At 68.8% G+C, this 19,318-nt stretch carries 25 protein-coding genes, 1 tRNA gene and 1 pseudogene; 12 read left to right on the top strand and 15 right to left on the bottom strand.

Going from position 1 to position 19,318, the window contains the following annotated elements:
- Positions 1 to 41 precede the first annotated feature (41 nt).
- Positions 42 to 1,076 carry a hypothetical protein gene (locus ACZ45T_RS20620; RefSeq protein WP_468443264.1) on the bottom strand — a complete coding sequence of 345 codons (1,035 nt, stop codon included), beginning with the start codon at positions 1,074 to 1,076 and terminating at the stop codon, positions 42 to 44.
- A 251-nt stretch (positions 1,077 to 1,327) separates the two neighbouring features.
- Between ACZ45T_RS20620 and ACZ45T_RS20615 the strand changes: the two genes are divergently transcribed.
- A complete protein-coding gene (locus ACZ45T_RS20615; RefSeq protein ID WP_468443262.1) occupies positions 1,328 to 2,257 on the top strand; it encodes a Yip1 family protein in 930 nt (309 codons plus the stop codon).
- 70 nt (positions 2,258 to 2,327) lie between these two features.
- Here the strand turns inward: ACZ45T_RS20615 and ACZ45T_RS20610 are convergent, their stop codons facing one another.
- Complete coding sequence (locus ACZ45T_RS20610) at positions 2,328 to 2,825, bottom strand: phosphoribosyltransferase (RefSeq protein WP_468443260.1); 498 nt, start codon at positions 2,823 to 2,825, stop codon at positions 2,328 to 2,330.
- Complete coding sequence (gene dcd, locus ACZ45T_RS20605; protein WP_468443258.1) at positions 2,822 to 3,409, bottom strand: dCTP deaminase; 588 nt, start codon at positions 3,407 to 3,409, stop codon at positions 2,822 to 2,824. The genes ACZ45T_RS20610 and dcd overlap by 4 nt, the downstream gene beginning before the upstream one ends.
- Before the next feature lie 459 nt (positions 3,410 to 3,868).
- Between dcd and ACZ45T_RS20600 the strand changes: the two genes are divergently transcribed.
- Together ACZ45T_RS20600 and ACZ45T_RS20595 are read left to right on the top strand one after the other, a co-directional pair.
- Positions 3,869 to 3,942, top strand: a tRNA-Gly gene (locus ACZ45T_RS20600).
- Between the two features lie 78 nt (positions 3,943 to 4,020).
- Positions 4,021 to 4,452, top strand: coding sequence for a hypothetical protein (locus ACZ45T_RS20595; protein WP_468443247.1), 432 nt, complete (start codon positions 4,021 to 4,023; stop codon positions 4,450 to 4,452).
- A 52-nt stretch (positions 4,453 to 4,504) separates the two neighbouring features.
- On the opposite strand, the gene ACZ45T_RS20590 is transcribed toward ACZ45T_RS20595, so the two are convergent.
- From ACZ45T_RS20590 to ACZ45T_RS20580, 3 genes are all read right to left on the bottom strand, one after another.
- The gene (locus ACZ45T_RS20590; protein WP_384395180.1) at positions 4,505 to 5,203 is read right to left on the bottom strand and encodes a DUF4097 family beta strand repeat-containing protein; all 699 of its coding nucleotides are present in this window, start codon (positions 5,201 to 5,203) and stop codon (positions 4,505 to 4,507) included.
- Between the two features lie 64 nt (positions 5,204 to 5,267).
- Complete coding sequence (locus tag ACZ45T_RS20585; RefSeq protein ID WP_384395178.1) at positions 5,268 to 5,912, bottom strand: response regulator transcription factor; 645 nt, start codon at positions 5,910 to 5,912, stop codon at positions 5,268 to 5,270.
- On the bottom strand, positions 5,903 to 7,132 hold the full coding sequence (locus ACZ45T_RS20580) for a sensor histidine kinase (protein ID WP_468443242.1): 1,230 nt from the start codon (positions 7,130 to 7,132) through the stop codon (positions 5,903 to 5,905). Before ACZ45T_RS20580 ends, ACZ45T_RS20585 begins: the two co-directional genes overlap by 10 nt.
- A 306-nt stretch (positions 7,133 to 7,438) precedes the next feature.
- On the opposite strand from ACZ45T_RS20580, the gene ACZ45T_RS20575 reads away from it, so the two are divergent.
- Positions 7,439 to 7,774 carry a hypothetical protein gene (locus ACZ45T_RS20575; RefSeq protein ID WP_468443240.1) on the top strand — a complete coding sequence of 112 codons (336 nt, stop codon included), beginning with the start codon at positions 7,439 to 7,441 and terminating at the stop codon, positions 7,772 to 7,774.
- On the opposite strand, the gene ACZ45T_RS20570 is transcribed toward ACZ45T_RS20575, so the two are convergent.
- Complete coding sequence (locus tag ACZ45T_RS20570) at positions 7,747 to 7,905, bottom strand: BTAD domain-containing putative transcriptional regulator (protein WP_468443238.1); 159 nt, start codon at positions 7,903 to 7,905, stop codon at positions 7,747 to 7,749. The two genes, ACZ45T_RS20575 and ACZ45T_RS20570, sit on opposite strands and share 28 nt — an antisense overlap.
- 303 nt (positions 7,906 to 8,208) lie before the next feature.
- On the opposite strand from ACZ45T_RS20570, the gene ACZ45T_RS20565 reads away from it, so the two are divergent.
- Entirely contained in the window at positions 8,209 to 8,355 is a 147-nt protein-coding gene (locus ACZ45T_RS20565) for a hypothetical protein (RefSeq protein ID WP_468443236.1), read from the top strand.
- A 634-nt stretch (positions 8,356 to 8,989) separates the two neighbouring features.
- Here the strand turns inward: ACZ45T_RS20565 and ACZ45T_RS20560 are convergent.
- From ACZ45T_RS20560 to ACZ45T_RS20550, 3 genes are all read right to left on the bottom strand, one after another.
- Positions 8,990 to 10,225 (bottom strand): MFS transporter, encoded by a 1,236-nt coding sequence (locus ACZ45T_RS20560; protein ID WP_468443234.1) that lies wholly within the window; start codon positions 10,223 to 10,225, stop codon positions 8,990 to 8,992.
- Between the two features lie 202 nt (positions 10,226 to 10,427).
- Entirely contained in the window at positions 10,428 to 10,826 is a 399-nt protein-coding gene (locus ACZ45T_RS20555) for an STAS domain-containing protein (RefSeq protein ID WP_468443232.1), read from the bottom strand.
- A gap of 75 nt (positions 10,827 to 10,901) precedes the next feature.
- Positions 10,902 to 11,564: an HSP18 transcriptional regulator gene (locus tag ACZ45T_RS20550; RefSeq protein WP_468443230.1), complete on the bottom strand. Its 663-nt coding sequence runs from the start codon at positions 11,562 to 11,564 to the stop codon at positions 10,902 to 10,904.
- A 129-nt stretch (positions 11,565 to 11,693) separates the two neighbouring features.
- Here ACZ45T_RS20550 and ACZ45T_RS20545 point away from each other — a divergent pair, with 129 nt between their 5' ends.
- From ACZ45T_RS20545 to ACZ45T_RS20535, 3 genes are all read left to right on the top strand, one after another.
- Positions 11,694 to 12,128, top strand: a complete 435-nt coding sequence (locus ACZ45T_RS20545; protein WP_468443228.1) for an Hsp20/alpha crystallin family protein — start codon at positions 11,694 to 11,696, stop codon at positions 12,126 to 12,128.
- A gap of 100 nt (positions 12,129 to 12,228) precedes the next feature.
- Positions 12,229 to 12,624 carry a DUF2267 domain-containing protein gene (locus ACZ45T_RS20540; RefSeq protein ID WP_468443226.1) on the top strand — a complete coding sequence of 132 codons (396 nt, stop codon included), beginning with the start codon at positions 12,229 to 12,231 and terminating at the stop codon, positions 12,622 to 12,624.
- A gap of 51 nt (positions 12,625 to 12,675) precedes the next feature.
- Complete coding sequence (locus ACZ45T_RS20535) at positions 12,676 to 13,119, top strand: DUF2267 domain-containing protein (protein ID WP_468443224.1); 444 nt, start codon at positions 12,676 to 12,678, stop codon at positions 13,117 to 13,119.
- Positions 13,120 to 13,270: 151 nt separating this feature from the next.
- Here ACZ45T_RS20535 and ACZ45T_RS20530 read toward each other — a convergent pair whose 3' ends face one another.
- Positions 13,271 to 13,630 (bottom strand): hypothetical protein, encoded by a 360-nt coding sequence (locus tag ACZ45T_RS20530; protein ID WP_468443222.1) that lies wholly within the window; start codon positions 13,628 to 13,630, stop codon positions 13,271 to 13,273.
- A gap of 914 nt (positions 13,631 to 14,544) precedes the next feature.
- Between ACZ45T_RS20530 and ACZ45T_RS20525 the strand changes: the two genes are divergently transcribed.
- The 3 genes and pseudogenes from ACZ45T_RS20525 (at position 14,545) to ACZ45T_RS20515 (ending at position 16,324) form a co-directional block, all read left to right on the top strand.
- On the top strand, positions 14,545 to 14,886 hold the full coding sequence (locus tag ACZ45T_RS20525; protein ID WP_393744829.1) for a MerR family transcriptional regulator: 342 nt from the start codon (positions 14,545 to 14,547) through the stop codon (positions 14,884 to 14,886).
- Between the two features lie 80 nt (positions 14,887 to 14,966).
- A pseudogene (locus tag ACZ45T_RS20520) lies at positions 14,967 to 15,665 on the top strand (sensor histidine kinase); the annotation flags it as partial.
- A complete protein-coding gene (locus ACZ45T_RS20515) occupies positions 15,662 to 16,324 on the top strand; it encodes a response regulator (protein WP_468443220.1) in 663 nt (220 codons plus the stop codon). The pseudogene ACZ45T_RS20520 and the gene ACZ45T_RS20515, both read left to right, overlap by 4 nt.
- An 86-nt stretch (positions 16,325 to 16,410) precedes the next feature.
- On the opposite strand, the gene ACZ45T_RS20510 is transcribed toward ACZ45T_RS20515, so the two are convergent.
- From ACZ45T_RS20510 to ACZ45T_RS20495, 4 genes are all read right to left on the bottom strand, one after another.
- A complete protein-coding gene (locus ACZ45T_RS20510) occupies positions 16,411 to 16,689 on the bottom strand; it encodes a hypothetical protein (protein WP_468443218.1) in 279 nt (92 codons plus the stop codon).
- A complete protein-coding gene (locus ACZ45T_RS20505) occupies positions 16,686 to 17,054 on the bottom strand; it encodes a hypothetical protein (protein ID WP_393744823.1) in 369 nt (122 codons plus the stop codon). Before ACZ45T_RS20505 ends, ACZ45T_RS20510 begins: the two co-directional genes overlap by 4 nt.
- Positions 17,051 to 17,308: a hypothetical protein gene (locus ACZ45T_RS20500; RefSeq protein WP_385230228.1), complete on the bottom strand. Its 258-nt coding sequence runs from the start codon at positions 17,306 to 17,308 to the stop codon at positions 17,051 to 17,053. The genes ACZ45T_RS20505 and ACZ45T_RS20500 overlap by 4 nt, the downstream gene beginning before the upstream one ends.
- A 622-nt stretch (positions 17,309 to 17,930) precedes the next feature.
- Complete coding sequence (locus ACZ45T_RS20495) at positions 17,931 to 18,101, bottom strand: hypothetical protein (protein ID WP_366474606.1); 171 nt, start codon at positions 18,099 to 18,101, stop codon at positions 17,931 to 17,933.
- Between the two features lie 800 nt (positions 18,102 to 18,901).
- Here ACZ45T_RS20495 and ACZ45T_RS20490 point away from each other — a divergent pair.
- Entirely contained in the window at positions 18,902 to 19,105 is a 204-nt protein-coding gene (locus ACZ45T_RS20490; protein ID WP_030228768.1) for a cold-shock protein, read from the top strand.
- The last annotated feature ends 213 nt before the right edge of the window (positions 19,106 to 19,318 follow it).

Below are 19,318 nucleotides of genomic sequence, written 5' to 3'. Positions count from 1 at the left end.
GGGGACCGGCCGTTCCTGCATGCCCGGCCCCCCGCAAGGGGTCAGGCGCGGTGACGCCGCAGCATCGCGAAGCCGAGCCCGGCCGCACCCACCGCGGCCATGCCGCCGCCCGCGGCGAGCAGCGCCGGGGTCTCCGACGCAGCCGGGGTGACCCCCTCCGCACCGGCCTTCACGCCGCCCTTCGGCACGATGGCGCCGGCGTCCTTCTTCACGTCCGCCTTCGTGTCCTTCTTCGCCGCGTCGGCCTTGTACTGCTCGATCAGCTTGCCGTTGAAGTCGAACACCCAGCTGTTCCCGCCGCCCTTGCCGTCGATGACGACGAACTTCACGCGCTTGCCGTCCTGGACGAGCTTGTACGTCCAGCCGTCGTACTGCGTGCTCGGACGCTTCAGGTCGATCGTGCCGAGGGCCTTGCCCTTCGGCGTGGAGATCTCGACGCGCTTGCCGTTCGCTCCGTCGACCAGCTTGGCGATCCGCCCGTCGGGCATGGTGAGCCGGACCGAGCTCTCCTTCTTGACCTCGGGCTTCGGGTTCGGCTTCTGCTCGCCCTCGATCCACGAGGTCACGGTGCCGTTCGGGTGGAGTACGACGTGCAGGCCGTTGTTCTGCCCGTACGCCGCTGCCCCGCCCTTGCTGACCAGCGTGTCCAGCTTCGTGGAGCCGGCGTGGATGTCCGCCTCGAAGTGGTTGCCGCTGATCTTGTAGACCTTGGCCACGGAGCCGTCCGCCAGCTTCACGGTGGTCACGAACGCGCGGGGGCCCGGGGTCGGCTTGACCGGAGGCGTCGTCGGAGGCGTGGTCGGCGGCACGGACGGCTCGACCGACGGTTCGACGGACGGCTCGACGGACGGCTCGACGGACGGCTCGACGGACGGCTCGACGGACGGCTCGACGGACGGCTCGACGGACGGCTCGACGGACGGGTCGGTCTTCGGCTGCTCGATGCCCGGCAGCACCCCCGGCTCGGGGACGGCCGGGGAGTCCGCGAAGGCGGACCCGACCGGGAGGGCCAGAACGACGCCCGCGCCGGCGACTACGGCGGCGGTACGAAGGGTGGTACGGCGGGTGCTGCGCATGATGGGAGGCTCTTCTCGTGTCTCGGCGTGGCGGCGACAGATACGAAGCTACGGACCCGATATGTGCGTATTCCGTCGGCAACGTAACGAACAGCGACAGAACGCAGCGCAGCCACGTAAACCGGACATCGAACCGGGGCCAGGACCACCCCCCGGGGGTTCCCCTAGGGGATGTCACAGGTCAGCCGCAAAGGCCCCGTGTTCCGGCCGCCCGTCCACAAGGGCCCGCCGGACCAGGTACGTTCGATCACGTGGCTGGATTCAGGATCGGACGCGGCCGGGACAACAACCGCCCTCCGCAACAACCCCCGCAGCAGCAGCAGTCGTACGGTCAGCAGCAACCGCCGCCGTACGGCCAGCAGCCCTACCCGCCCGCCGGCGGCCCGCCCCCGCAACAGCAGTGGCCGCAGCCGGGTGCCGGGGGCCACGGCGAGCCCGAGTACTTCGACCCGTACGGGCAGCAGCAGCACGCGCAGCAGCCCCCGTACGGTCACGGAGGCGGCAGCGGAGGCGGTGGCGGTGGCGGCGGCGGGTACACGAACGACAACCCGGGGCACACGCAGGTCTTCGCCGTCGGCGAGGACCCGTACAACCAGGGCGCGACCTACCAGGCGGGCGCGGCCGCTGCCGCCCCGGCGGGGCCGCGGCTGCCGTGGAAGGAGCTGCTCCGCGGCATCGTGATGCGGCCGGGGCAGACCTTCCTCCAGATGCGCGACTACGCCGTCTGGGGTCCGGCGCTGACCGTGACCTTCCTCTACGGGCTCCTCGCGGTCTTCGGCCTCGACGACGCCCGCAAGGACGTGATCAACGCGACCCTGGCGAAGGCCGTCCCGATCGTCCTGTCGGCCGGCGTGGCCTTCGTCATCTGCGGCCTGATCCTGGGCGCGGTCACCCACACCCTGGCCCGCCAGCTGGGCGGCGACGGCTCCTGGCAGCCGACGGTCGGCATGTCGATGCTGATCATGTCGCTGACGGACGCCCCCCGCCTGCTCTTCGCCGTGTTCCTGGGCGGCGACAACGGCGTGGTCCAGGTCCTGGGCTGGGCCACCTGGGTGGCTGCCGGAGCGCTCTTCACGTCCCTGGTCAGCAAGTCGCACGACCTGCCGTGGCCGAAGGCACTGGGCGCGTCGGCGATCCAGCTGATCGCACTCCTGTCGATCATCAAGCTGGGCACGATCTAGCCCACACGAACGAAAAGGGCCCGCCGCGCAACCTGCGCGGCGGGCCCTTCCTGCATCTCTGCTAGGCGTGCTAGGCGTCGAGGATCTGACCCTCACGCTTCACAACGGGCGGCTGGACCGACCAGGGGAACTCGATCCAGTCGTCGGTGCGCTTCCACACGTACTCGCACTGCACGAGCGAATGCGACTTCTCGTAGATGACGGCCGAGCGCACCTCGGCGACGTGGCCGAGGCAGAAGTCGTGCACCAGCTTGAGCGTCTTGCCGGTGTCGGCGACGTCGTCGGCGATCAGCACCTTCTTGGCGGTGAAGTCGATCGCTTCGGGCACGGGCGCCAGCATGACCGGCATCTCCAGCGTGGTGCCCACACCGGTGTAGAACTCGACGTTCACCAGGTGGATGTTCTTGCAGTCCAGGGCGTACGCCAGCCCGCCTGCGACGAACACACCCCCGCGGGCGATGCTCAGGATGATGTCGGGCTCGTAGCCGTCGTCGGCGATCGTCTGCGCCAGCTCGCGGACGGCGCGCCCGAAGCCCTCGTAGGTCAGGTTCTCGCGTACTTCACTCATGCCTCGTGCCTCACCTGAGTGCGGTGGAAGTTCTGGAAGGAGCGCGAGGCGGTCGGCCCGCGCTGCCCCTGGTACCTGGACCCGTAGCGGTCGCTGCCGTACGGGAACTCGGCGGGCGAGCTGAGGCGGAACATGCACAGCTGCCCGATCTTCATACCCGGCCAGAGCTTGATCGGCAGCGTGGCGAGGTTCGACAGCTCCAGGGTCACGTGGCCCGAGAATCCCGGGTCGATGAAGCCGGCGGTCGAATGCGTCACCAGGCCGAGGCGGCCCAGACTGGACTTCCCCTCCAGTCTGGAGGCGATGTCGTCGGGCAGCGAGATGACCTCGTACGTGGAGGCGAGCACGAACTCACCGGGGTGCAGGATGAAGGCTTCGTCCCCCTCCGGCTCGACCATCCGGGTCAGGTCGGACTGCTCGACCGCGGGGTCGATGTGCGCGTACCGGTGGTTCTCGAAGACCCGGAAGAACCGGTCGAGACGTACATCGATGCTGGAGGGCTGCACCATCGATTCCTCGAACGGGTCGATGCGAACCCGTCCGCTGTCGATCTCGGCCCGGATGTCTTTATCAGAGAGAAGCACGTCCCGAGGATACGCAGGCACGCGGGCCACCCCCAATCGAGAGCGGCGCCCGCGCGCCCCGTCCTGCTCGCTATCGCTTCAGGCCACCCACGGGCACGGCCTGCCGGAGCCGCGCACAGCGCGGACACCGCAGCAGCCGCCCGGGCCCGATCCGGCCGGCACCGAGGTGCTGCAGCGGGAAGGAGGCGGTACTGAAAACGTGCCCTTCGGCACAACGGACGACGGTGTGCTCCATCGAGTCCCTTTCCCCAACGAGCCGTACTGCGACGAATCGCCACATTAGGGGATGATCCGCACCCACTCCAGCCGCCGCTCCGCACCCACACGGTACGCCCCAACTCCCGCGCCCACACGCCCCCGTGCACACCACACACGACAACGACCCCGCGGCAAATTCACCGGGGGTCGATCATGAGGTAGAGTGAGCAACGATACGGATCCAGCACAACCGGTCCGCGTGCGGATGTAGTTTAATGGTAGAACATGAGCTTCCCAAGCTTATAGCGCGGGTTCGATTCCCGTCATCCGCTCCATAACAAAGCCCCAGGTCAGCGACCTGGGGCTTGTTTGTTGTCTAGTGAACATGCGCGAAGCAGCACCGGACTTGCCGAATGATCAACATGTCCGCACTCAAGTTCCCGGCCGAGTTGATCCTCGGAGGACGGCCTGAGGATGTGCGCCGTGCCGCGCTCTGCGACACGTACGACGGCACGTTGTCCCTGTGGACCGTGTATTCGCTCGGTCAGGGAGCCGTTGCTGCCGGTCTCGCGCCCGGTGCGGTGCAGCTGGTTCGAGAGCCCTGCCCCTCCTGTGGCGGCCCGCCCGGCCGTCCTGCGGTGGACGGTGGAGGGGTGCACCTCTCGCTTTCGCACAGCGGCGATCTCATGTTGATCGGGATCACCGGTGCACCGGTGGGCGTGGACGTGGAGGGGATCCTCCGACCGGATGCCGTCGCGCAGGGCTGGACTCTCGGCGATGTGGCCGTGCCGGAGGGATTCGCTGCCGCGTACGCTCTCCGGTCGCACGGGCCGACGCCGGGTTGAACAACCACCGAGCCCCCGCCGACCAAGGTCGGCGGGGGCTCGGACCGGCGGCTCAGTGGATGTCCACCCCTCCGCTGCCCGTCTTCACGGTGACCGTGTTCTTGGCGTTGCGGTCCACCGGCACGCTGATCTGCGGTGTGGCGCTCTCGCTGTTGGCCTCGACGTAGTAGCCGGCGTGGGGCGGCAGGGCCAGGTCGACGCCGCCCTGGTCGGTGGTCACGTTCGTGGTCGTGGGCGCCGTGGTGAACGCGGCCCGGACTTCGCCCTCCTTGGTGGTGGCGTCGAACCGGGGGGATTTGGCGCCCGCCACCACGATCTGGCCGCTGCCGCTGTGCAGGACCAGTGGCCCGCCGGGGTTGGTGACGTTGATGGCGCCGGCCTTGGTGTTCAGAGCCAGTCGCCCGGTCAGATCGCTGGCGGTGATCTCCCCCGCTCCCGAGCTCACCTCCGTGGCGAGGCCGGCCGGCAGGGTGATCTCCAGCCTCAGCGAGCAGCTGCCGGCACAGGACGCGGACACCGTGGTCGTCGCCCCGGAGGCGACGGCCGACACCTCCGGGCGGGTGTCGGTGTAGTCGCCGGTCGCTGCGACATGGACGGAGGAGTCGTTGCCGGCGCGCAGCGTGACGCCCGCGCCGTCGGTGTCGACGCGCAGCAAGGTGCTGTCGGCGGCATTCACGGTGCTGGTCGAGGAGTAGTCCTCCCGGGCCGGCAGGACGATGGTGACCAGCCAGGCACCCGCGACGACGATCATGCCGAGGACGGCCAGGCCGAGGACGAGGATCCAGCGGTGCTTCTTGTGCGGCGGCGTACTGATGTCAGGCTCCCAAGTAACGTAGGACAGCGAGCACTCGGCGATGTTCGCCGTCTTCTGGATGCAGGCCGAATTTCAGGAAGATGCTGCGGATGTGTTTCTCGACGGCAGCCGAGCCGATGACCAGCAGGGTGGCGATTCCCCCGTTGGACCGTCCCTCGGCCATCGCCGCGAGGACCTCTCGTTCCCGCGGCGACAAGGTGGCCATCGGGTCCTGCCGGCGGCTGCGCGCGAACATTTGCTTGACCACTTCGGGGTCCAGGACGGTGTCGCCGGCCATGACGCGCCCCAGGGCGGCGACGAACTCGTCGACGTCGGAGACCCGGTCCTTGAGGAGGTAGCCGACGCCGCTGGTGGCGCTGTCGATGAGGTCGATGGCGTAGCTCTGCTCGACGTACTGGGAGAGCACCAGCACACCGATGTCCGGCCAGCGGTTTCGGATCACCAGTGCGGCGCGCAGCCCCTCGTCGACGAAGGTCGGCGGCATCCGGACATCGACGACGCAGACGTCCGGCTGGTGTTCGGCCACGGAGCGCAGCAACGCCTCGCCGTCACCCACCGCGTCCACCACGTCGATCCCCTGCTCTTCGAGCAGCAGGACGATGCCTTGCCGCAGCAGGGCGGAATCCTCGGCGATCACTATGCGCATTGCATGTCCACTTCGATCAGGGTCGGTCCACCGGACGGGCTCGTCACACGCACCTGGCCGTCGACTCCGGAGACCCGGTCGGCCAGCCCGGCGAGTCCGCCGCCCGGTGCCACCTTCGCGCCGCCGGTGCCGTCGTCGCCGATGGTCGTGATCAGCCGGTTTCCCGCCCGGCGGATCACGACCCACGCCGTGGTCGCCCCGGCGTGCTTGGCGACATTGGTCAGGGCCTCGGTCACCACGAAGTACGCGATGCCCTCGATGGTGGCCGACGGCCGGGGGGTGACCTGGACGTCGACCGTCACCGGGATCGGCGAGCGGGCGGCCACAGCGGACAGCGCGGCGTCCAGGCCACGGTCGGTGAGCACCGGCGGGTGCAGTCCTCGGGTGAGGTCGCGCAGCTCGATGATGGCCTCCTGGGCACTGCGCCGGGCGTCCTCGACGAGCTCCAGGGCCGCGTCCTGCCCGGTGTCCTTGAGCCGGGAGCGGGCTCGCCCCAGCGTCATCGTCATGGCTACCAGACGCTGTTGGGCGCCGTCGTGCAAATCCCGTTCGATCCGGCGCCGTTCGGCTTCGGCGGCGTCCACCACGCGGGCACGGCTCTCCGTCAGGTACTCCACCCGCTTGGCTAGCTCCATGTCCCGGGGCGAGGCCAGCAGCGTACGGGCGAGCAGTACGTCGACGGCCAGCAGCGCCCGGACCACCAGGGGTGAGAGCGTGGCGCACACCAGCAGCGCGAGGGCTGCGACCAGCAGGGCGGTACCCGGGTCGTCGACGGTCAGGGGACCGAGGGCGGCCCGGCCGGAGGACAGTCGCGTGTAGTACGCCGGCAGCAGGACCAGTGCCAAGGGGACGCCCCACACCAGCAGGACGGCGAGGAACGTCACCAGCGACAGCGGCGCCAGAACGGCGAAATAGGCGATGAGCCGCCAGGTCGACCGGTCGTTCGCCAGCGAGACCGCCGACCGCAGCAGCGGCCCGGACAGGGAGGGCCGGGGCTGCTCCGGGAAGTCGAGCCCGTGGATCGCGGCCCAGCGGTACCGTTCGGCGACGCCGAGCCGGTGCAGGGCCCAGCCCGCGACGAGCACCAGCGGTACGCCGGTCAGGCCGACGGGTACCAGGCACAGGGCGATGCCGAGCGTCACCAGCACGGCCAGTCCGGCGAGCGCCATGAGGCCGTCCGTGGCCAGGTGGGCACAGGCACGCCACAGTTGTGGGGTCACCAGTGCCCGGTAGGGATTGGGCGGTACCGCGAAACCCGACGGCCGGTTGCCACGGTCGCCGTTCACAGCTGTGTCGTCACTCAACTCCGGCTCCGGCGCCATGCGTGATGCGTGATCATCGTACTCGTGTGCCTGAACCATGCGGCGCCCCTCAGCTCGTGCTCCAACTCCCGTTCAGGACGGTACTCAGGCACCGGTCCACGGCGACACGAGGACAACCGACCACCTTGGGGTAGGGATAACCCACCCCTGGACCGTGGGTGGGCATAACTGCCATCGGGAGCCGGGTGGGCCAGAGTTGTGGACATGAAGACGCAGCATTCAACGGCGGGTGACATCACCGGGCCCGCGGGGGCGACCCAGGGCGACATGGAACTCTTCATCGACCGCTTCGGCGATGTGATCGACGACCGGGTCGCCGAGATCGTCGAGGAAGTCATCGACGAGGTCGTCGCCGCGCGGTCGGCGTGGCAACGACCTCGGCCCTCGCTGTCGCTCGCGGCCTTCATCGTTGCGCTGACGGGACTCTCGGTGCTGCTGCGTGACAGCCCGGCGGTCGTCGCCACGATGTGGATCGCGGGCGCGGTGATGTACACGAGCCTGAACTCATACGGTCATGCGGCGCACCGCAGTAAGGGCTGACCGGTCAGGATGCCCTGGTAGACCTCGCTCATCATGGGACCGGGATCCACGCCGAGCTCTTCGGCGAGCATCTGACGCCCCTCGTGGTACACGCCGATGGCGTCGGACTGCCGGCCGCATCGGTGGAGCACGAACGCGTCTGCGCACCGGACGCGCAGAACCTACGAGAAGGTCACACCGTGCTGGGCACCGTACTCGGCGACGAACGGGCGAATCTCTCCAAGAGGTTGGGTGGGACCACTCACCACAACAGCGTCGGTGACCGAGCGTCCTCGTTCGCGCGGCACGACGGGGGCCGGAGCTCGCCAGGGGCAGTGACCGCAGCGCGCACTTGATGTGGGGAACGTGACACTCGGCGCCGGGGGCCGCGTGACGCACCGCGTCACGGCTTGATCCCTCGTGCGCCTCCGGTCACACGAAGGGAAGTTCACCCATTGCGAGCCCTACCCGGAATCGTCGGCGTCGTCGCAGCGGCCACGACGGTGATGGGCGCCGGTGCTTTCACCGCTCCCGTCGCCACCTCTGCCGCAGCGAACGAGGCGACCTTCGACAACAACGGAGCCGTGGTCATCTCCTACTGAGCACGGAGCGGGTCGGTGTGCCGCGCATCGTTCGGGTGCACGGCAACCACAGATCCCTCCTCGTCCGCTTGCCGCTTGCCGCTTGCCGCTTGCCGCTTGCCGCTTGCGGGAGCGATCCCCGGTACAGCCACGCTGCCGCCGATGGCGACTCGTAGGTGTTCCAGACGACGAAGGACTCCACAACGGCCAGGGTGAAGGGCGGCGTGCCCCAACCGTGCCCTTAGGGACGGTCAACAGCGGTCAGAACCGGAGCGCAGAGAGGCCCCAGACGTCGCTTCGCGGAGCCGACTTCCGCAGGTCAGATGGGATTCCGATGACTTCCGCACCATAGATTCCCAAGCTTATAGCGCGGGTTCGATTCCCGTCATCCGCTCTTGAAAGAAGGCCCAGGTCAGCGACCTGGGCCTTCTTCGTTGTCTAGACCTCTGAGCCCTCGCCGTGCCCTCCGCGTGCCCCAAGTCGCCGAAATGCCCTGGCCGGAGGGCGTTCCGTGCATCACTTGCACCACCCGGACGCGGTGGCGTCTCATATCGCGAGACGCACTTCCTGTGACCTGCGCCGCAATCGACGACATCGGGTGCGAAATCGCGCTCCCAAAGAGGCAGTTGACGGACGGTGTCCGCTCAGGCGGCATCTACCCGCGCGCACGCCGGGCGGACCAAAGCAGACCAATGAGGGCGACGCCCATCCAGGCGGCGAGGTAGGCGAAGGCGGCGGTCGGGGAGACGAGAGTCCACAGGAGGCCGGCGATCGTGGAGGCGGCGAGGTTGCCGAGCGACTGGACGGTGGCGAGCATGCCGAAGGCGGAGCCGCGCAGGCCCTTCGGGGCGAGGGCCGCGACGGCGGAGTGCTCGGCGGTCTCGACCGCTCCGATGCCTACGCCGGCGAGGACGAACGGGATCACGAGGAGGGCAACTGTGGTGGCGTCGATGGTGAAGAGGCCGTAGGAGAGTGCGAATGCCGCGACGCCTCCGGCGAGGACGACGACTGGGCCTCGGGTGCCGAGCCGGTCCGAGAACCGGCCGGCGGGCACGGAGGCGATCGTGGCCGCGACGTTGTAGGCGGTGTAAAGGCCAAGTGCGATCGTCGTCGCCGTCTTCGTGCCGTGTTCGGGGGCCAGCAAGTCCGAGGCGCGCAGGATCAGCAGGGTCGCGGCGACGTTGCCGACCTCGAACGCAGCAACCGCTCCCAGCAGTTTGCCGAGATCGCCCTGGAGAACCGGCTTGATACGGATCTTGAGGGGGACCTTGTCTCGGCTGGTCGGGCGGGGAGTCTTGCGGATCGCGTAAACGATCGCGCCCGCGGCGAGGAGTCCGGGAATGACGGAGAGGCCGATGGCCCATTGGACGCCGAGCCAGGCCACCAGGCCGAGGGCGAGGAGCGGTCCGAAGATGGCGCCGAGGTTGTCCATCATCCGCTCGAAGCCATAGGCCCGTCCGTACGCCTTGGCGGGGACGATGTCCGCCAGCAGCGCGTTACGGGCAGGAACCCGCAGGCCGCGTGCGGTCCAGGCGGCGGCACGCAGGAGGCCCACCTGCCATACGGCTGTCGCGCCTGCGGTGGCCGCTCCCAGCACTGCCGTCGTCGCGTAGCCCCCGACAGCGACCTTCCGGCGACGCGCTGGGTCATCCGCGAGAACGCCACCACCGAACCTCGCCGCCCCTGCCAGCGCATCGGAGATGCCCTCAATCGCGCCCAGGGCAGCGGCCGGTGCTCCAAGGGTGGAGGTCAGCAGCGACGGCAGCAACGCCGTGGGAATCTCGTGGCCGACGTCGGCCAGAAAGCTCGCTGAGCCGACGCCTTTCACGCCCGGGGTCAGCCACTTGTCCTGGTCGGGAGTGGTCTCTGCAGTCGGCGCGGCATCAGTCACGTTGGGCAGTCTGACGGGCGGAGGGAACGGTTCAAAGTGGACGATCCCACCAGCTCCATGAGCCGGTATCTGCAATGTCTCCGAGCCCATGCCCTTGCAGATCCCAAGAAGACCCAGTTTCCCTGGCGCAGCTGAGCGGAGAGCCGTAAAGGCGACCCGCCTTCGCCGTACGCCGAACAGCGCCCGCACACCACCAGCCTGCCTACTGGGGGAGTCCGTCCGGGTATTCCCTCGGATGGCAGCCGACCGTCGGCGGGTCTTGGTCCACGGGGAAGAGGGACAGGGCGCCGGTGATCTCCAGGAGGCGCTGGAGCTGGGGGTTGGGGGCGGCCAAGCGGATGACGGTGCCGGTCTCTTGCGCTGTGCGTCGTGCGGCGAGGAGTGCGTTGAGTGCCGAGGAGTCGCAGAAGGTGAGGCGGCTGCAGTCGACCGCCACCGGCTTGGCCGGTGAGGCGTAGGTGAGAGCTTCGGAGAGGGCGAGCTGCAGGGAGTGCGCCGTCTCGAGGTCGATCTCGCCGGTGGGCCTGACCGCGACGGTGTGGTCCAGGACCTCTACGGCGACGTCGTTACCGTAGGCCCTCCGGGGAGGGTGTTCGACCATGGTGATCACTCCTTGCATCTACGGGCGTGGCCCTCCCGACGCCCGTTGGCCAGTCGATAGTTCGCGGGTTCGGTGTCACGTGTTGCGCTGGTCATGGGTGTCCTGGCGGAGCTGGTCCGTGTGCTGGGCCAGGGCGTCAATACGTTCGGCGAGCTCGGCGTCCTCGGACCGCAGATGGGCCCGGGCGGCGGTCAGGGGGCGAACGAGACGGGCAGCGTCGTTGTCGGCGAGGGCCAGGTTCAGGTCGCCGATGGCGCCCTGGGCGTTGGCGGGGAGGCCGGTGAGGGCGGTGACCTGCCCGGCGAGTCGGCGCAGGTCGGCCGCGTTGTCGCGGGCCCAGGCGGTAACGGTGCGGTCGGCGGCGCGGGTGTCACGGGTGGCCTGGACGCGCTGTTCCCCGGTGGTTCCGGCGGTGCCGGGGCGCAGGCGCAGGTAGCGGCGTTCGGCGGCCTGCCGACTGGCGACCCCGAGCGGTCCCGCAAGATCGGCCCAGCTCGCCCCGTGCCCGCGGGCGGTTTCGATCAGGCCGCTCTCCCAGCCGGCGAGCTGCTCACGGACCTCGCGCAGCGTCAGCAGTGCAGCCAGAGCCGGGTGCGGGCCCGAGTCCGGCGCGGGCGGCGAAGCGGCTGGTCTCGCGGAGGGTTGCTGCGCGTCCTTGACGGCCTGGTTGATGGCCTCCAGTGCCGCGGCGGCAGCCAGGAAGGGGACTGGTGTGGTCGGCTCGGCGGCCTCGTTCATTGCGTTCTCCGTGACTCTGTCATCCTCCAGATGACTCCTTGCTTGTCATCGTTTCGATGACATGTTACAACGGGAGCACGTTGAAGCGCATTGGCAGTTTCTGCCTGAACCAACTGGAGGTGTTTCGCGATGTTGATGCGCACTGACCCGTTCCGCGAGATGGACCGGATCGTTCAGCAGCTCTCGGGTGCGTCGGGCACCTGGTCCAAGCCGTCCGTCATGCCGATGGACGCCTACCGCCAGGGCGACGTGTACGTGATCGCCTTCGACCTCCCCGGCGTGAGCACCGAGGCGATCGACATCGACGTCGAGCGGAACATGCTGACCGTCAAGGCCGAGCGCCGGCCCGCGGAGAAGTCCGACGGCGTGCAGATGGAGCTCTCCGAACGACCCCTCGGCGTCTTCTCCCGCCAGATCGTGCTCGCCGACACCCTCGACACCGAGCACATCGAAGCCGACTACGAGGCGGGTGTCCTGACCCTGCGGATCCCGATCGCCGAGCGCGCCAAGCCGCGGAAGATCAGCATCGGCGGCGAGTCCGGCCGCAAGCAGATCTCCGGCTGAACAGCCCGGCACCAGCGGCGGAGGACGGGGAACCGATTCCCCCTCCGGCACCCCGTCCTCCGCACCCCTCGCCCCTTCACCCCTATCCGGAGGTGACGTGATGACGATGCGCCGGGAGGCGTTCCTGGACCACGTCCAGGAACGCGGCGAGTATCAGACTCGGGAGGAGACCGAACGGGCGGCCCGCGTCGTCCTGGCCCTGCTGGGCGCACACCTGGTCGGCACCGTGCGGGCCGAGCTCGCCGCCCGGCTCCCCGAGACGTACGCCCTGATCCTCCTCAACCCTCTGCAGGCCACCGAACCGCTCTCACCTGAACGCTTCATCCGCGCGACCGCGGCCTGGATCGAAGGCGCCACCGAGAAGACGGCCCTGTGGGACATCGGCGCGGTCCTCTCCACCGTGGCCGCCGCGGCGGGAGACGTCCTCATGCGCGAGGTCCTGCTGCAGCTCCCGCCCGGCTACGACCTCCTCTTCGGCCACCCCCAGCCCACCTGACCGCGGCCGGTATGAAACCGAGCCCTCGAAGAGAAAGGCAACCTCAGCACCATGTACGACCAGCCTCGAGCGAACCCGTCCCTCGCGGCCATGACGTTCGACCAGATGCTGGAACGCGTGCGCTACGAAGGCGCCTATCCCACCCGCGAACGCGCCGAGGAAGCCGTCCGCACTGTCCTCGCCGCCCTCGGCCGGCAGATCACCGGAGACGAACGCGTCGACCTCGCGCAGTGCCTGCCCGTCGAGGCCGCCCTCACCCTGACCGCCCAGATCCCCGACACCGAACAGCTCACCGGCTGGGGCTTCGTCAAAGACCTGGCCGCCCGCACCGGGGGCACCCCGGCCACCGCGCGCTGGGACACCGGCGCCGTGCTCGCCGTCGTCTCCCGCCTCGCAGGCCCCGACCTCCTCGCCCGAATCCTTCACCAGCTCCCCGGCGGCTACGCACTCCTCTTCGGCCGGGCAGAGCTGCGGCAGCCCCAGCCCGCCGCCTGATCCCGCCCCACCCCGTTCCAGGACTTCCGCAACGCCTGACCGCAGGGGCGGGCGCGGCTGTCGGCACACCCGTACAGGAGTGAGGGCCCGAGCGGCTCGTCCCGGTCGGGCCCTCACCTCTGTGAGGGCGGGTTCTGGTCGTAGTGGCGGGTCAGTGGTCGGAGTAGCTGAAGTCGCCCACGGTCCAGGCGCTGACATCCTCGATCGAGACGCGGTACATCCCGCCCGTCTCCGGGATACCCACGGTTCCCTGCAAGATCCTCGCCACATGAAAGTGCAGATGCGTGGGCGGCCCCTCCATACGTGGCATGGCGGTGAACACGGCGGAGAACTCGCCCAGACGGGCGGAATCCGTCAGCACCTCCGACACCCGCTGCCTCCACACGGCTTCGGGAGCCAGCCGACCGGTGATGACAGCACCGCCGGTGACCACGGTCAGGGACATCTGGTTGCTCTGCCCGGACTCCACCAGGGCGGCGACGTTCACGAGCAACGCGTCAGGCTTCGACATGGAAGCCGACTCTATTCTTCGCCCCACCCCCCTGGCGGCCCGGCGCCTACGATCCGCGCACTCGGCCCGCCGAGGCGCCGAGGCGCTGGGACGGCTGGAGGCGGTAGCACCTGTTGGCTGCCCAGCACGCGGATGCGGGGTTGTGTTCGACCCCGATTACCTCCTCGTCGAACACGCGAAAATCTGTGATGGCCGCAGTAGACATTCGATTGCGGTGTGGTTATGGTTTCTCTCGTAGCCGAGATCGAGCAAGGCCCGGAGAGACGAACTGCCGGGCATCAGTACACGCAGTGCGCAGGGCGGTGCGGTGGTGGAGTTCCGAAGCCAGGGTTGTTGCAGGACGGCGACGGGACTGACGACCGGACCGGGCGGCCCGCAGTGATCAGGGGCTGCCACGAGCAGTACCGCAGTTAACGCAGTGGCAGTTCAGTAAGTGCAGTTCGCAGTACCAGCAGTGCAGTCAGTGAGCGGTACCTCGGTAAAGGCGTCGGCTGCGGGCGCGCGCACCGGGAAGTTCGGCAGTGGGGTTCTAAGCCAGAGCAGACGCAGGACGGGCGACGGGGCTGGCTGCCGGAGAGTGGCGCTACCGCAGGCCACTGAGCAGTTCGCATCAACAGCAGTACGTAGTCCCCCGTTTGGCAAGTGATCGGTCCAGAGGGAAGAACGGAGGAGTTGACCGCCATCAGGATCGCCCGGGTCGAAAGCTGAGCCCGGGTACCGCAGGACATCGATAGTGAGGTGGTCTCCGGTCAAGCAACCGCGATCCCCGCGCCCCCGGCCGAGTGCAGGTCAGGTCCGCGGAAACAGAAGGCCGACGCAGTACTAGGGTCGGCAGATGGTGTAGCAGTTCCTTCGGGGCCCTGGTGCCGTACGGCACCAGGGCCCCTCCACGCGTTCCACAGAGAGAGGTGTAAATGACAGCACACGACTCGTTCGACGATCGTCTCGACGACGACGACTACCCCGCGTACACCATGGGCCGGGCCGCAGCCATGCTCGGCACCACCCAGAGCTTCCTCCGCGCCATCGGAGAAGCCCGCCTCATCACCCCGCTCCGCTCAGAGGGCGGACACCGCCGCTACTCCCGCTACCAGCTGCGCATCGCCGCCCGCGCCCGGGAACTCGTCGACCAGGGCACCCCCATCGAGGCCGCCTGCCGCATCGTCATCCTCGAAGACCAGCTCGCGGAAGCCCAGCGCATCAACGCCGAATACCGGCGCAACCCCGAAACACCCAATCCACCAGCCGCAGTGTGACGACTGCGCCTGCGAGGCAAGGGTGCCGTGGGCCGGGGCGTTTCATAGCGGGAGCGACCGAGGCCGTGTGCCGTACCCCGGCCGCCGGGGCCGCCGGCGAGGCGCTGCGGCAGGCCGAGCGGCGGGCGGACGAGGCCGAGCGCACCCGGGAGGAGACCGCGCGGCGCCGCGCCGACGAGGAGCGCCTGCGCATCGCGCGGGAGCTGCACGATTCACTCACCCACCAGATCTCCGTCATCAAGGTGCAGGCCGAAGTCGCCGTGCATGTGGCCCGCAGGCGGGGTGAGGAGGTGCCGGAGGCCCTGCCGGCAATCCAGACGGCCGGTCGCGAGGCGAGCCGGGAGCTGCGCGCAACGCTGGAGGCGCTGCGCGACGACGAAACGGCCCCGCCGCGTGGGCTCAACGATGTCCCGGAGCTGGTGGAACAGGCCCGTACCTTCGGTCTGGACGCGACGCTGACGATCGAGGGACGGCGCCACGAGGTGCCGACCGCGGTGGACCGGACCGTCTACCGGATCGTTCAGGAGTCGCTCACCAACATCGCCCGCCACGCGCACGCCGCAACGGCATCGGTAGGGATCGACTGGCGTTCGGATGCGATTGCGGTACGCGTCGATGACGACGGCAAGGCCTCGCCGGGCACGGCTCCCGCACCCGGCTTCGGGCTGCTCGGCATGCGCGAGCGGGTCACCGCCCTCGGTGGCCGGCTGCGCGCCGAACCGCTCCCGGGCGGCGGTTTCACCGTCCAGGCCGAACTCCCCGTGGACCGGTCGTCGTGATCCGCGTCGTGCTGGTGGACGACCAGCCGCTCATCCGCAGCGGATTCCTCTCCCTCCTCGATCTGGAAGACGACATCGAGGTGGTGGCCGAGGCCGGCGACGGACGGGAGGGCCTGGCCCTGGTCAAGGCGCACCTGCCCGACATCGCGCTCATCGACATCCAGATGCCGGTCATGGACGGCATCGAGGCGACCCGGCGTATCGCCGCGGACCCGGTCCTGGCCGGAGTGCACGTCGTCACCCTCACCAACTACGGCTTCGACGAGTACGTTTTCGACGCACTGCGCGTCGGCGCGACCGGATTCCTCGTCAAGGACATCGTGCCGGAGGACTTCCTCCACGCCGTACGCGTCGCCGCGCGCGGGGACGCCCTGCTCGCGCCGTCGATCACCCGCAAACTGATCAACCGGTACGTCGCCCAGCCGCTCGACACCGCTGCCCGCACGGGGCTGGAAGAGCTGACCAACCGGGAACGCGAGGCCGTCGCCCTGATCGCGCAGGGCCTGTCCAACGACGAGATCGCCGACCGGATGGTGATCAGCCCGATGACCGCGAAGACCCACGTCAACCGGGCCATGACCAAGCTCCGCGCCCGCGACCGCGCCCAGCTCGTGATCCTCGCCTACGAATCCGGCCTGGTGATCCCGCGTAACTCCTGACCTTGATGATCCGTGCCGGTCGGCCCCTCGTCCAGCTTCGGTGGAGACGCCAGATCTGTGCGCGAAACACTCCGGCAGGAAGACGATCAGAGCATGCGCAGTGGCGGTACGACCAGGACCACGGCGAGGAGGCGTGGCCTCATTCTCGGGAGCGCCTGGGTCTCGAACCATCCGCCGGAGGGGAGCATGTGACGGCGAGCCGTACCGGGGGTGGGATCGCCGAGTTCGGCCGGGTCGATGCCGAGGTTGGCGAGCTCGACGATCTGGTCGACGACGGCCGTCACCTCGTCGCGCACGACCTTCGGGTAGCCGACCTCGTCCTCGGCGTGGAAGGCGTACTCCCACACCCAACGGTCGTCGGTCACTGCGCGGCCTCGCCGACGGTACGGATGCCTGCCTCGGCGGCGGCGGCGTTGCGAATGCGGCTGATCTCGGCAGCGACGTCGCGCGCCTCGCCGAGGTCGCTGACCTCTCCGGCGCGGGCTTCGAGCGCGCGGAGCCGGGCGGCGGTCTCCGGGTGCCGGGCGATGGCCACCTCGACGGCCCACGCCTCCGTGAAGGTGCGGAGGGGAACTGCGGACACCTCGGCGCGCGCGCGGGCGGTGCTGGCCGCGCGGTCGCGGTCGAAGTCGGCGAGCAGGTGCGGGGCAACCTGGGCGAGGGCGGCGCGGATGGCCTCGGGTTGGGCGGGCGGCTGCGGGACGGCGGACGGCTGGGGCGCGGTACTCATGCGGCTTCGGTCCTCTCCTCCTGATCCGGTTCGCCCGCCTGGTAGGCGTTGGCGAGGGTGGTCACATGCTGGCGGGACCATCCGACGCGGCGGCCTACCGCTGCCTTCTGCCCGTAGCGGTCGGCGGAGCCGATGCGGCCTGCCGTGCGGTTGAGATGAGCCTGCGCCCGCGCGAGAGCCTGCTCGGCCCGCCGGACGGCTTTGAGGGCCGCGTCCAGGTCGGTCTTCTCATCGTCGGTCAGGGGGTCACTCATGGCTCGCACAGCCCGAGCATAAACCGTCACCTCACCCTGACGCTATGAAGCCATCTCGAAAGACATCCAAGCCGAAGGCGCCAGGGCTCCTGGAGACGGCGGGCCGATCCGTGATCCGTGCGGCGCAGCCACCCGCGCAAGGGATTCTCCCTGCCTGACAGGAACGCGTGAAGTCGGCGGCCGTGCCACAACGTGCCGGTAAAGGCGGTAAACAACGGTCAGCAAGGGGTCGGACGCGGCAGCCCGACCGGCGCCTTTAGCATCCGTTTCTGCAGGTCAGAGGCCATCCGTGCGCCCAAGTACCGAGTGGTTCCCAAGCTTATAGCGCGGGTTCGATTCCCGTCATCCGCTCTTGAGAGAAGGCCCAGGTCAGCGACCTGGGCCTTCTTCGTTGTCTAGACCTCTCGGCCCTCGCCGTGCCCTCCGCGTGCCCCAACTCGCAGGACTCCCCGGCCGGAGGGCTCTTCGCGCACCACTTGGACCACACGGGCCCACGCCGGTCTCGCGTCGCGAAGACGCGTTCTCGATGACCTGCGTCACACCGCTGCCTCCGTCGCGTGAATTCGCTTTCAAAAAGGGGCGGTTGGCCGGAGGGGTTGGCTCAGGCCCTCGACGGGACTACCTAGTCCTCTTTCCCCGCCAACACGCGATCGGCGGCGTAATGCGGGCAGGAAGGGAGGTGCCACGTCACCGTCACCCGGCGCCGGTCGGCGGCGATGGTACGGGCCTGCCCAGTGGCCGGGCAGGCCGCGCAGTGCGGGCACACGACGGTTTCGAACTTCAGCTCAGCCATCACCTGCGCCACCTTCCCCGCCAACGGTGCTCGCGACGAGAGTGCCACGCCTCTCAGCGGGACAGGCTTCACACACGGGTCCCCACTGGTGAAGTCTCGAAGAAAGCGGCGCACCGGGACTCGGGGGCGGCTTGGTCCAGCCGTGCCAGTGAGATGGCCACTGAGATCACCGTTGAGCTGACCATCTCGTCAGGAGGTTCCCACGGGTGCCGGTGGATGAAGGCAGTGACCCTGGGCAGGACACTCCGGCAGAGCGGCCGGGCACGGCTGGTCCTGTCGTTCACGTGTGGGCCACGGCCGGCCCACCATGCCTTCCCGCTGAGGCGGCCGCCACCGTCGAGGCCATCGCGCGGCCGCCTTGCCAGGGACGCCCCCGAAACTGCCATGGAGCACCTGCGAGCTGCCGATCCCTTCGGGAGGGCGCTGCGGACCCACCCCGCAGGCGCACGTCCCACTGGACTGCACGTCGCAGCTGGCGGACGCCCTTGCTCCCGAAACGCTGCACTCGGGGGGAATCAATATCTGTCCCCGCGGTCATAGAGTTTAGTGGACCCCGCATGGAGAGTTTTTGCCGCACCGCACGCGGTGGAAATATTTAACGTACACAAGCCGCTGCAGCGTGCTACTGTCGATCTCGGTTGCAGTTTTGGTACCCAAAAACTTCAAGCGTTCCCAGTCGGCCTCCGCGCCACATTCGAGCGCTTTATATTTCCGGATCATTTTCCCGGCGGGGCATCATCGCGGCGACACGGTGTCCGTACAGTGCGGATGCTGGTGTACTGCCCCAAAGGAGATACGACATGGCATCTGGCACCGTGAAGTGGTTCAACGCGGCAAAGGGATTCGGCTTCATCGAGCAGGACGGTGGCGGCGACGACGTCTTCGCCCACTTCTCGAACATCGCCACCCAGGGCTTCCGCGAGCTGCTGGAAGGCCAGAAGGTCACCTTCGACATCGCGCAGGGCCAGAAGGGCCCGACGGCCGAGAACATCGTTCCCGCCTGACGCTGACGCGCATTTCGTAGCTGGGGCCCGCATCCCTCGGGGTGCGGGCCCCCGCTGCACATATTTCCCCGCAGTGGTGTCACCTGCGGGACGAAGCATTCAGGGTTACATACTCCTCGGAGCTTCACCCCACTCGACTTTTCTGGATTTCGCGTCCACATGACGCCTCCCCATCTCAGCGCCTGCGACCGTACAGAGTCTCTGTAGGCCAGA

The sequence above is a fragment of the Streptomyces sp. NPDC030995 genome (assembly GCF_055571215.1).
This window is presented reverse-complemented; position numbering and strand designations above follow the sequence as displayed.